Below are 12,638 nucleotides of genomic sequence, written 5' to 3' on the forward strand. Positions count from 1 at the left end.
TTTAATTGATTTTTGCTAGCTACAAAAAAAATTTCACAGGATTTTATAAGCCCTCTCTCCATACCCACTTCTTCAAACAGCTTACGGCACCCAGACAATTTGATATACGGTAATTATTTCATCACTGTCATTGTAGATATAAAAAATGTCGTCTGAGAGGAATAGTGGATCAACTAATCTTTTTTCTAATATTGAAGGATCTAGTTGACCTATCAATTCTTTGATATCCACTTGGCAATGATTTTTTAAAGTCTGATCAACCAGCTCAAATCGTAGAATCGTGTCAGTGTGAGGTGAAACAAGAGTCATTTCATGAACATTGGGATCGTACTCTAAATACGATACGCTAGAATAGCCTAAGGTACTACTAAATTGAACGGTATAATCCGCCAACTGTTGAGCATCTTCGAATATTCCTAATTTATTAATCCAATAATCCTCTCCCCCGAAAGAGTTCTTTTCTAAATAACTCGCAGCATATTTATCCCCATCAAGCCAGGCAACATGGATATTAAAATTATAATCTCTTGTATTTAGACCGTTCACAGCCTCAATATCATCGCCCTCGTATAGATACACCCCAGTTAAAGTTCTAAATAAAAACTTCTCTTCTTCACCCAAGGCAGGGCTTATCCAAAATCCATACTCTATCCATAGAGGATCATCAGGCCAATTCACAGTTTTTTTATGTTCCAATGATGGAATTTCATATATCTCTGCTATGCCTGCTGCCGGATCTGGATCTATTGAATCCCATTTAAGTGGAACGATCAATTTACTCTCATCAGCTGACCAACCAAGTCCAGAGATCAACCTAACTTCGTTGCTCGTGCTAATAATTTCTAATTGGTCAACGTCAAATAAAGCTGTCTGTTGAGAATTAGTATCTGTTTGAAATAACAGAAGTAGATATTTTCCTGATGGAGAAACCGAAACCACATATAATGGGTATGGTTTTTCAATTGTAGTAACTGCTGTCCAATTTCCATCGTTGTCCTTTTCCAGAATTAATATTCTCCCCATTTGATCCGTCACATCATTAAGAACCAAATGATCAATCTCTGTGCTAAGGAAATCTATATCTATATCTTCTGACTGGATAGTAAACTGTGTCAGATCAATTGTTGATAACGTATTTATCGATACATTGCACTCCGGCAATTCATCCGCCACAATATCAGCATAACTAATAAACCGGTCTTCAGGGCTTTCTACAAACATGGTTGGAGTCAGAGTCGAAGTGGCAGAGGGCACCTGTTCAGGTGCTCCTGGCGAGGTTGTTTTCTCCTCTGAACCGATTACCTGATCACATGAAACGCACAGTAAGACGAAGATTATTGGTAATAATTTTTTCATCAATGTTTGGATTCTCATTTTGTGACTCCCCGGCGTTATCAGCTCATTTATCTTTATGATTGACATCATTTCGGTTCATAGTATTAGACCGAATTCCAATGAATGACCCTCAATCTGTCCTATGCCACCTTAGTTTGAGGATCATAAATGTTTGTTTATTTCTTCCAGCATTTCTCGCAATTCAAACTTTGGATAATTCAATGTTGGTGATGAATAAATAACCACTTCCTCTAGCAAACTTTTTGCAGACGAGTATTCACCAAGCAGGATCTCAATTTTCGCTAAATGATAAGTGTAATCAGCGATATCTTCAACTCGGTTGTTGATTAATGTTAACAAACATTGTTTAATAAATTCCGGATCAAAGTAGTCACCAAAAGGAAAATAAAGCCCAATAACCATTTTTAGAGCAGAACTGTTATTAGGATTTTCTTGTAATACTTTTCGCAGAATGGAAATCTCATTTTCAAAGTCATATTCCATTTCATAGATGATCGCTAACGTGACATAATAATTTTCTCTATCATCCAGATCAATTGCTTTTTCTATCCATTTCTTAGCCTGACCAAAATCTGATAAATAGATGTAACACAGAGAAATTTCGGCCGCGATGGGAGCATAGGTAAATCCATTTGTAAATATGGAAAGATAAATTTTAAGTGCTCCAGAATAGTCATGGTTTAATTTATACTCTTTAACCATATCCAATTGATTTTTGGCTGATTCTGACAACAATAATTCTTTATGATCCATAGTAATGCCCTTCCCCTCCAAAACAATCAATCCTAATCAAATGCAACTTACTCTTGGAAAGCACAATTAATCAAGATAAGATTCAGGCGTTACACATTCTTGAAACCCTTGATATTCACAAGTGAATTCATCCCCAGAATTCACCCAGCAAACAGAACTGGCGCATCCACTTCTGTCACCTAATGGATGACTGTAAAACACAAGTACGTATCCAGCTTTATCTGTCAGTAAATGATAATAAATTTCAAGACGACCGAATATCTTTGGGCTTTCATCCAGGTACTCTGGAATAAGATCATCTATGCTTTCTGGGTACACACCGAAATCATTATAGTATTGATCAATAACAATGGCTAAGCTATCGAACACTGATCTTCCTTCAACAAATATTATGGCCTTGAACTCATCTGTCAAGGTTTGATATTCTTGCATAATATTTTCATAAGTCTCTTGATTGGTCAGTGTTGGTGTAGGCTCCACAGTCGCCGTGAAAAAAAGTGTTGACATGACTACCTCAATAGTCTCTTGTGCTGTCTGAGATAGGCTGGGGACGATATAATCAACCCGATTGGCGCATGAGCAGCATAAAACCACCAAGAATAACAGGATAAATATCATCGTCAATGTTTTTTTCATTTTGTAGCTCCCCACGAAACAAATTAGCAAATATCCCAGTGATCACTATCTTATCACAATAGGCAAAAACCAGACTTTGATCCGGTTATAATGGACAACAAGCGATTTATATTTCCTGAATGGTGACCACTCTATGCCGAATATCTCCCCCCATTGGCAGCCCCCAGCGTTCCAGGTAATGGTCAAACCGGTTGGTCCGGTTTGCAACCTTGCCTGCGACTACTGCTATTACCTTTCCAAGGACCATCTCTTCCCCAACAGCGACATCATCATGCCGGATGCCCTGTTGGAGGATTTCACGCGCCAATACATCCAGGCCCAGCATGTCCCCCAGGTAACCTTTGTTTGGCAGGGCGGCGAACCCACTCTGGCAGGGCTGGACTTCTTCCAGAAGGCTGTGGATCTACAAAACCAATACGCCCGTCCGGGGATGGTCATTGAGAATGCCATTCAAACCAACGGTACCCTCCTAACGGATGAATGGTGCCGCTTCTTCAAGGAGAACCACTTCCTGGTGGGGATCAGCATTGACGGACCGCCTGAGCTGCATAACGTTTACCGCAAGGACAAGGCCGGTAAAGGCAGTTCGGATCGGGTTCTGGCTGGGTTAGCGTTGCTTAAGGAACACGGGGTGGATTACAACATACTCTGCACTGTCAATGCCGCCAACGTCATGCATCCGATGGAGGTCTACCGGTATTTACGTGATGAGCTGGACACCACATTCATCCAATTCATCCCCATCGTGGAGCGGGATAACAAGACCGGCTATCAGGTTGGCAATAAACTTACCGATCGCTCCGTGACCGGCAGTCAGTATGGCGACTTTCTGATCACCATTTTTGATGAGTGGGTGAAGCTGGATGTCGGCCATGTTTTCGTCCAGACCTTTGATGTTGCCCTGAGCAAATGGGTCGGTGCGCGGGATGGACTTTGTATTTTCAGCGAGACCTGCGGCCTGGCGCTGTTGTTGGAGCACAATGGGGACCTGTTCTCCTGTGATCACTTCGTTGAGCCCAAACATAAACTCGGGAATATCATCAAAACTGACTTAGTTGGCCTCGTTCGCTCGCACAACCAAATCCGATTTGGGATGAACAAGAGGAATAAATTACCCAGGTATTGTTTGGAGTGTGAGGTGTTGTTCGCCTGTCGAGGGGGCTGTCCCAAGAACCGTGTCCTGCACACACCTGAGGGCGAATATGGGCTAAATGTCCTTTGCGAGGGCTATCGCGCCTTCTTCAATCACATTAACCAGCCGATGCGCCAGATGGCAGCACTGCTCAGGCAGCATCGCCCCCCTGCCGATATTATGACCAATTTGAAATAAACACCCGGATTCCTCCTCCAGCCAATTCATAAAAATCAATAAATTTCCTGCTTTCGGGGCGGATTAACCCAAAGTTATTACACCCATATTATCCATATATCCTATAAAATACACAAAGAATGAAATTCACCTGACAAATATTTCATTCCTCCGTACAAATATAGAGGTTTGTACGCATATATAACAGTAGCACCCTCATAATGGTATCTGACTAAAAAGAGAAATATGGAAATTCAGGCCTCAAGCCAGATCATAAATAGCCCCAAAGCGCACGATGATTACAGCAATATCATCAATAACCATCCGGATTTAATCTGTAAATGGCTGGCGGATGGGACCTTGATCTTCGCCAATAAATCCTATTGCAGATACTTTGGGAAATCTCCAAAGGAACTTATTGGATTCTCCTGCCTGGACTATATCCACCCTGATGACCAACAAAAATTACAAGATCACATCGCCAAATTTCATAATAATAACCAGCAGGCGATGATTGAGCTTCGGATCATCGATTCCAAAGGAGAGATCCGCTGGCATCAATGGATTGATAAATACATCCAAAACCCTGAAACCGGCGAATGGGAATTCCTGTCAACCGGCAGAGATATCACCGATCTCAAGCTTTCAGAGCTCGAATTACTTAGGCGAACAGAATTTGAGCGTCTCATCACAAGGCTCTCCATTGATTTCATAAATTTATCGTTGGATGATATTGACAGCCATATCAACAAGCTGTTGGCTGAGGTTGGTCAATATGTAAAAGTTGATCGCAGTTATGTTTTTATTTTCAACCCTGAGGCCAACACCATGAGCAATACCCATGAATGGTGTCAGGAATGCATTGAGCCGCAAATCGAGTATTTACAAAATCTCGAATGCACCTCCTACGACTATTGGGTCAGTAGGATTAAGAAACATGAAACAATCTTGATCACCGACCTCGCCCAATTACCGCAAAAAGCACAGGAACTCAAGAGTACCTTAGAAAAAGGTCAGGTCAAATCTCTGATCGGGATCCCTCTGGTCAATGCCGGCAAGATCCTTGGATTTATCGGATTTGATGCCGTTCAACAAGAGAGAGCCTGGACAGATGAAGAAATCAATATTCTGAAGATCGTCAGTGGCATCATCGGAAATGCCATCGTCCAATACCGCAATCAGCAAGAATTACATCGTCAAAGACAATTCCTTGAGCAGCTCAATGAAATCACCATTGCATCTCTTAGCACGAAAAATGTTGAAGAGATGGTAGATGTTGTTGCCCGTCGAATCCTGACACTCATTAACGCAGATAACTGCTCCATCGCCCTTTGGGATGAAAACAAACAAAAGGTCGCCGGCTCTGCCCATAACGGATTGCCCTTTGGCAATCAAATCCAATCCGTCCTGGACCAGGTAGATCCATCGGTGACCAAAATTGTGTTATCCAACCGCCAGCCGCTGATCCTGGAGGATGTCAGCGGATCTGATATTATTTCACCAAAACTCCAGGATTTGTTCCAGACCAGATCACTTATCGCACTGCCACTCATTGTAGACAATCACAAACTAGGTGCAGTCATCTTTGGATTCAGTACCCCTCACAAATTTGTCAGCTCAGAGATTAATCTGGCCCAACAGGCATCTTATCAAATCTCCCAGGCAATTTACAAGCAGAGATTACTTGAAAATGCTCAAAAATCAGCCCAGGAAGCAGAAAAACTACACATGGCCGGCGCGATTGTCGCCAGCAATCTTGATCCCAATGTTGCCATCTCTTCAATTCTCGATCAGTTGGCAGAAGTCGTTCCCTTTAACAGTGCATCTATCCAAATCCTCAACAATGGTTTCCTTGAAATTAAAGACGGCCGAGGTTGGCCGGCCAAAATTGATCCCGTCGGAACACGCTTCCCAATTCCCGGTGACAACCCAAACAGCCAAGTCATCCTGACCGGAAAACCCTATGTTCTTAATGACGCCCCAGATATCTATGGCATTTTCGGAGACAAAGACCACTCCTATATCCGTTCTTGGCTGGGCATTCCCTTGAAGGTTCGTGACCGTGTGATTGGGATGCTCACATTGGACCACAGCCAGCCGAATTTCTATGACAACAAACAGCTGATTGACCTGGTGACAGCCTTTGCCGATCAGGTCGCGATCTCACTGGAAAACGCCCGCCTTTACGCCAATGAGCGCCGCCGGGGGGATGAGTTGGAAGCCCTTAGGGCAACCACAGCGGACATCACCAAGGAGCTGGGTCTCAAGAACTTGCTGCAAGCCATCCTTCAACGGGCCACCGACCTCCTCCATGCAACAGGAGGTGAACTAGGATTGGTCCATCAATCAAATAACACCATTCAAATACTGGTCAGCCATAATATGGGGTCTACAGATTATATCGGCGAAACCATCAGCATGAATGAAGGGCTGATGGGCTATGTGGCCCAGACCCAGCATATTGAGATGTTGGAAGATTACAAGAATTGGGATGGTCAGATGGACTGTTACCAGGAAAGCCCAATCCATGCGGCCATTGCTGCGCCATTGATGATTGGCAAGAGGTTCCTGGGTGTAATCGGGATCATGAATTCTGACCGATCCAGAAAATTCACGGAAAACGAAAAGGACTTGATGAGCATGTTCGCTCAGCAAGCCGCCATCGCGGTTGAAAATGCCCAGCTTTTTGAAGAACGTCAGCACCAGGCTCGTTTGGACATGACCACTGGCGTCTACAATCGACGTGGGCTAAGCGAACTTGGTTACCGTGAGATTGATCGCTCCCTCCGGTTTAACCGCCCGTTAGGAGTCATTTTCCTCGATATTGACCATTTCAAAATGGTGAATGACACCTATGGCCACCATGTTGGGGATCAGGTCCTAATGGAATTGGCGCAAAGATTGAGATCCAACCTGCGTTCGATTGACATCCTGAGCCGTTATGGCGGTGAGGAATTCGTCATCCTGCTCCCTGAGACCAATAACGAGGGTGCGTTGGATGTCGCTGAAAGGATCAGAAAGACTGTGGAAGAAAGACCTTTCTCGCCAAGCAACCTTTCCCTCTGGATCACCATCAGCCAGGGCGTTACGATTATGAATAAAGATAATTGCAGCCTAAAGGAACTCATCCAGCAGGCGGACGAGGCAGCCTATCAATCCAAAGATGCTGGTCGAAACTTAGTGACTCTTTACGACCAAATTCTTTAATTTCCCCTCATTCAAAAACGACATAATAATAGCCGAGGTCATTGAACAGCCTTTCCATAAAGGCTTCTGCATTGATCTGCGCCTGTTCCAGTATGCCGTCATCAATAGCAGCATTCAGAATTTCTTCCTCAGCTGCTTGCCGGGCATCTGTTTCCAAATTTGGATCGCTCTTTTTAAATATCCCTGTTGTCCGGTCATAAACATAGGAATCGTCATTATTCAGCGTGGCAACGAATACTTCTGCATCCGGCAAATGCACTCTTAGCACATCACCATCCATAGCCAGATCCTCAACCGTGAGCTTCGACAAATCCACACCGGCAATCACATATCCATGAGCTACAAAAAGGAGCTTATCCCCAAACAGCGGTCCGAAAACGCCCTGATTGATCTCCGCGGTGATCACTTTTTCTACTGAATATTGGATCGTTTCCAATCTCGCCATGGATTGGACATCCCGGATGATAGTCACAGGGTCCGGCAACACTGTTGGCGTGGGATGAAGCAGTTGGTTGACCTGATCCGAAATTGCCTGGTTGGCTTCCTGAAGCGGGCTGACTGTCGAAACGATTGTCTGGCGGATGCCAACTGTCAGGAAAATAATTGCCCCGATGGTAGCAACCAACAATACAACCAATAATATGATAATGAGTGTTTTTCCAAGATTCTTTTGCTTTTCCATGGCTATCCTCAATCATCTTCTCTTGAAAAGGGATTTCTAGTGTACCCTGCAAAACATACCTTGTAAAACTTGCCATCTGCTAAGAAACAAACAACCCCTACCGGGTTGGCAGGGGTTGTCTCATTCACTGATAAATTAGATGTCCCGTTGGTAAACCCGGTGGTTCTTATAGAACCTGACGCCCAGGTTTTGCAGGTCTTTGCGCATCTGTTTCGCTGTTTCCGCCACCTGTGTCAGTTCGGCATGGACAAATTGCGTGTTTTGATGCATAGCCTTTTCAAGTTCAGCGTACATAATCGCATTGCCGCCTAGACCCTGATATTCAGGAAGGATACCAACACCGTTGAAAGAGATCCAATCCGTCTTCTTGATCTCACTGAACAAACGAACTATTGCCAGCGGCCCCAACTTACCACCATTTTTCTGCATTGCAGCGGAGACATCCGGGAAGGGGAACACAAACCCAACAACTTCCCCACCTTTGGTGATGATCTTGATCAGATCAGGGTCCACGATGGTCATCACATTGGAGACCACAAATTCGATCTCACGTGCAGAAAGCGGATAGTATTCCCAATTCTTCACAAAGGCTTTGTTATAGGCTTCGCCAATCCGATCCGCCCACTGCTTCAGGTGACGTTTGTTCTTGAAATCGATCACCTCAAAGGTGCCGCGTTTCTTAGCAATTTCGGCTGCCTTACGGACCTTCTCAGGAAGCTGGAACTTCTGGGGGTCCATATAGCTGGAAACGAAATCCACAACCTTGGTGAAACCTAGGTTTTCCACAAGATCCCTGTAGTAGGGATAATTGTAGTTCATCATGTTCATCATTTCGCGATGTTCAAAACCTTCAATTTGAATGCCATAACCATCCAGGGGGCCAAACCCTTTCGGGCCAACAAGCTTCGTCAGTCCCCGGTCCTTTGCCCAGTTCATTACGGTTTCAAACAGGGCATTGGCCACTTCCTGGTCATTGACACACTCAAAAAGATAAAACTCAGCATCTTTGGCGTCATGATATTTATTGAAGGGTTTATTCTCCAAAGCCGCAATTCTGCCCACGACTTTCCCATCCTTTTCTGCGATGAAAAATTCAGCATCCGAATGCTCATAATATGGGTGTTTCTCAGGGTTCATCATTGTTTTAACATCAACAATGAAAGGCGGCACCCACTGCGGATGACCGGCGTAGAGGTCAAACGGAAATTGAACAAATCGGTCGATTTCAGAATTGGATTTCAGATCTACTTTATGAATATTAATCATGATAACCTTTCTCTGGCAACCTTCAAGATTTTTCTATGATGTTAAACAACACAGTAAATCCAAGGTTGCGTTTGGCGAACCCTAAAGAATCAATTTGTTTCCACAGATCAAATTATGACAATTTATTACCTTAAGAAATTATAAACCTATTTAGCTAATCGGATAAAAACCAGATTAGGCAATTTCCCCCATAATCATGTTAAACACAATACTTATAAACTTCCCTCTCTACCGTCTCTTCTCAATCCTTTATTATGAATTAAGAAGCAAACGGATCGCCTCATCCAGGAATTCTCCCCGGACTTTCTCATCCTGGAAATCCATCCAGGTCTGGCCGGAAGTCGGGTAATTGAATAAACCTGCCATCAGGATTTGTGAGAAGATCATATTCAGGTGCATCCGCACCCCTGTCATTTTTTCCACTTCAACAAATGGGATTAACGCTTCAGCCGTCAGCGAAATCCAAGAATCCAACAAATTTAGTAAACTCTCCTGCCGTTCCTTATAAAATAAAGGACCAATCATATGGGCTCGAATAATATTCGGGTATTTCTGAATGCCATCTATTAGATAGATCAAAATCGACTTGATCCGTTCCTCTATGTGCCCTTCACTCTTCACGAATGCTTCGGTATCTTCCAACATATGTCGCGCAGTCTGATCCAACGCTGCATCCACCAATTGTTCCTTCGTACCAAAGTAATAATGAAGGGCAGCATTGTTCACCCCTGCCTCATCGGCAATCAGACGGGTTGTCAGGTTGGATAACCCATGTTTTTCAATTGCATCAATTGTGGAGATCAATATGTGTTGTTTTACGTTCTCTCGGCTCATAATTCCTCTATCTCAAGCGGATTGGGCAACTTCAGGTTGGTTTGCCATTTGCCCCTCACGGACATTTTCCTGGCTGCCATATTGAGCGGCTATTTCACGGGTCTTTTCCCAACGGCGGCGGATCAACCCAGCCACCCAGTCCGGTGGAACAAGAGTGCTCAGTGACCGCAGTACCTGGTTCATACCGCCCGGGATATAAAGTGAGTGGTTTGCCAGGGCCCGGTTAATCGTTCTGGCGACTACAGTGCCAGTCTGCATGGTCGTGATTCTTCCGATCCAGCCCTGAGAATCGATACTATGGATTGTGTCAGGTTTGGTTGCCATTCCAGCGGGACAAAGCGCCATCACCCGGATATTCGCACTTCGCAATTCCTGACGCATCGCTCTGGAGAAATCCAGAAGGAAGCGCTTTGAGGCGGCGTAAACAGCTTTCAAAGGCATCGGATAAAACCCCGCCAGGCTGCTGACGTTGATGATATGCAGTCGTCGGTCCCCCAGCTGTGAATCGATCATTGAGCGGGTCATGGAAACCGTTGCCTCAATATTCAGGCGGATGATCGTATTAATTTCATCTCCACTGCGGTCCATCAACGCTCCTTCAAAATCCAGGCCAGCGACATTGATCAGCATATCAAACCGGACCCCCAGGTCAGCGTTCCGCTTCCAAAAAGCATCACGCTCCCGTGGTTCAATCAAGTTACAGGGTGCATAAAGCACCTGAACGCCATATTGTCGCTCCAGCCCACTTGCCAGAAGCGCTAATTTTTCATCGGACAAATCCGTCAGGAACAGATCCCACCCACGGGAGGCGCATTCCCGGGCAAACGCCTTACCCAGACCACCCACTGCACCTGTTATGCAAACCCGATATGACATGGTCTTTCCTTTCAATCTTCTTTTGATAAACTTAACCTAAGTCTAATCCCAAGCTTGCAAAAAGTAAAGCGCTTGGTTATACTAATTGGTGTAATCAATTGGTTAATATTATAAGAAAGTAAATAAAGTGGATATAAAACAGAAAAAGACTGTATTGATCACTGGTGCAACCTCTGGCCTGGGCCTGGCAGCGATGAAAGGATTGGCTGAAGAAGGCTTTCGCTTGATCGGTGTAGCCCGTTCTCCTGAAAAGATTGAAGCTGCTGAGAAAGTCCTCAAGAAAAACTTCCCTGCAACCGAGTGCCGTTTCATCCAAACAGACCTCTCCTCCCAAACCCAAATCCGCGAATTGGCTGACCAGGTTGCTTCCCAGCTGAAGGATTGGGACACGGATTATCTTGATGTACTGGTGAACAACGCCGGCGCAGTGACCAGCTGGTATTCGCTGACCGAAGACGGCATCGAACGGCAATTCGCGGTCAATCACCTGGCGCCCTTCCTGCTCACCCACCTGCTCCTGCCCTACCTGCAGCGTGCCCCTCAAGGACGTGTGCTGACGGTCAGCTCAGGTTCGCACCGCCATACCCGCATCCATTGGAAAGACGTGATGTTCAGCCACCATTATGGGACTCTCAAGGCCTACAAGCAATCGAAATTAGCGAATGTCCTCTTCACCCTGGCCTTCAATCGAAGATTTAGTGCCAACTCATCTATTCGAGCTTACGCTGTCGATCCAGGATTGATCAATACCCAGATCGGCGCGAAAGACACCAACGGGTTTGTGAAATGGTTCTGGGGCAAGCGCAGCAGCCATGGCAACCCACCTGAGGTCGCTGCTGAGACCATCGTTTACCTGGCCTGCCGGTCGCATCTACCTTATCAAAACCAGTGGTATTTCAAGGAATGCCACCCCATTGATCCCAGCCGCTATGCTCAACAAGAGGAACCCGCTGAGCGCCTCTGGCAGTTATCCCTGCGACTATGCGGTCTAGATGAGAAGGATCCCAAGTCCTGAGCAGGCCAGTCATTCACTCATTATTGTGTACATCTATATAGAGGGTCAGCCTTGTAATCATCAACATACTGGGCTATAATCCTCATGGTATTTTTTCAGAAGTTAAAGAGGATTAAACTTATATGATCGATGTAAATGAACTCCGCAAAGGCGTCACCTTTGAGCAAGACAGCAGTCTGTATAAAGTGCTGGAATATTCCCACAATAAACCTGGCCGTGGCTCCGCAACCATCAAGATCAAAGCTCGTGACCTGCGTAAGGGCACGACACTGGAAATGACTTTCATTTCCGGCAACCGGGTGCAGGATGTCAGGCTTGATTATCACAATGCCCAATTCCTGTATAGCGATGACCAGTTCTATTATTTCATGAACAACCAGAATTACGAACAATATCCCATCAGCAAGGATATCGTTGGTAATATGGCGGAATACCTGAAACCGAACCTTGAGGTCAAGCTGATGTTCTTTGGCTCGGAAGCTCTGGATATGGAACTCCCGACCTCAGTGGACCTGTTGGTCACCCGCGCTGATCCCGCCATCCGCGGCGACACGGCCACAGGCGTGACCAAAAAGGTTATGACCGAGACCGGCCTTGAGGTGACTGTCCCCTCCTTCGTTGAGGAAGGCACCGTCATTCGTGTGGACACACGTAACGGGAATTACGTGACACGAGTTTAATCCAATCAAATTCCACCTTTAAGT

Annotated in this window: 11 protein-coding genes; 4 read left to right on the forward strand and 7 right to left on the reverse strand. The window is 45.1% G+C overall.

The window, feature by feature from the left end; translation table 11 throughout:
* Nucleotides 1–81 precede the first annotated feature (81 nt).
* The 3 genes from JR338_03880 to JR338_03890 form a co-directional block, all read right to left on the reverse strand.
* Nucleotides 82–1,356, reverse strand: coding sequence for a hypothetical protein (locus JR338_03880; protein ID QRN83895.1), 1,275 nt, complete (start codon nt 1,354–1,356; stop codon nt 82–84).
* 141 nt (nt 1,357–1,497) lie between these two features.
* The gene (locus tag JR338_03885; protein QRN83896.1) at nt 1,498–2,109 is read right to left on the reverse strand and encodes a hypothetical protein; all 612 of its coding nucleotides are present in this window, start codon (nt 2,107–2,109) and stop codon (nt 1,498–1,500) included.
* A gap of 66 nt (nt 2,110–2,175) precedes the next feature.
* Nucleotides 2,176–2,745, reverse strand: a complete 570-nt coding sequence (locus JR338_03890; protein ID QRN83897.1) for a hypothetical protein — start codon at nt 2,743–2,745, stop codon at nt 2,176–2,178.
* Nucleotides 2,746–2,878: 133 nt separating this feature from the next.
* On the opposite strand from JR338_03890, the gene JR338_03895 reads away from it, so the two are divergent.
* Together JR338_03895 and JR338_03900 are read left to right on the forward strand one after the other, a co-directional pair.
* A complete protein-coding gene (locus JR338_03895; GenBank protein QRN83898.1) occupies nt 2,879–4,075 on the forward strand; it encodes an anaerobic sulfatase maturase in 1,197 nt (398 codons plus the stop codon).
* 225 nt (nt 4,076–4,300) lie between these two features.
* Nucleotides 4,301–7,261 (forward strand): GAF domain-containing protein, encoded by a 2,961-nt coding sequence (locus tag JR338_03900; protein ID QRN83899.1) that lies wholly within the window; start codon nt 4,301–4,303, stop codon nt 7,259–7,261.
* A 7-nt stretch (nt 7,262–7,268) separates the two neighbouring features.
* On the opposite strand, the gene JR338_03905 is transcribed toward JR338_03900, so the two are convergent.
* The 4 genes from JR338_03905 to JR338_03920 all read right to left on the reverse strand — a co-directional run bounded on the left by JR338_03905 (nt 7,269) and on the right by JR338_03920 (nt 10,919).
* Entirely contained in the window at nt 7,269–7,943 is a 675-nt protein-coding gene (locus JR338_03905; GenBank protein QRN83900.1) for a DUF4230 domain-containing protein, read from the reverse strand.
* Between the two features lie 135 nt (nt 7,944–8,078).
* On the reverse strand, nt 8,079–9,209 hold the full coding sequence (locus JR338_03910; GenBank protein QRN83901.1) for a hypothetical protein: 1,131 nt from the start codon (nt 9,207–9,209) through the stop codon (nt 8,079–8,081).
* Nucleotides 9,210–9,461: 252 nt separating this feature from the next.
* The gene (locus tag JR338_03915) at nt 9,462–10,043 is read right to left on the reverse strand and encodes a TetR/AcrR family transcriptional regulator (protein QRN83902.1); all 582 of its coding nucleotides are present in this window, start codon (nt 10,041–10,043) and stop codon (nt 9,462–9,464) included.
* 12 nt (nt 10,044–10,055) lie between these two features.
* Nucleotides 10,056–10,919, reverse strand: coding sequence for an SDR family NAD(P)-dependent oxidoreductase (locus tag JR338_03920; GenBank protein QRN83903.1), 864 nt, complete (start codon nt 10,917–10,919; stop codon nt 10,056–10,058).
* 127 nt (nt 10,920–11,046) lie between these two features.
* On the opposite strand from JR338_03920, the gene JR338_03925 reads away from it, so the two are divergent.
* Nucleotides 11,047–11,934 (forward strand): SDR family NAD(P)-dependent oxidoreductase, encoded by an 888-nt coding sequence (locus JR338_03925; GenBank protein QRN83904.1) that lies wholly within the window; start codon nt 11,047–11,049, stop codon nt 11,932–11,934.
* A 122-nt stretch (nt 11,935–12,056) separates the two neighbouring features.
* Entirely contained in the window at nt 12,057–12,614 is a 558-nt protein-coding gene (gene efp / locus JR338_03930) for an elongation factor P (GenBank protein QRN83905.1), read from the forward strand.
* Nucleotides 12,615–12,638: the final 24 nt, after the last annotated feature.

This window comes from Chloroflexota bacterium (assembly GCA_016887485.1).
GTDB lineage: Bacteria > Chloroflexota > Anaerolineae > Anaerolineales > Anaerolineaceae > Brevifilum.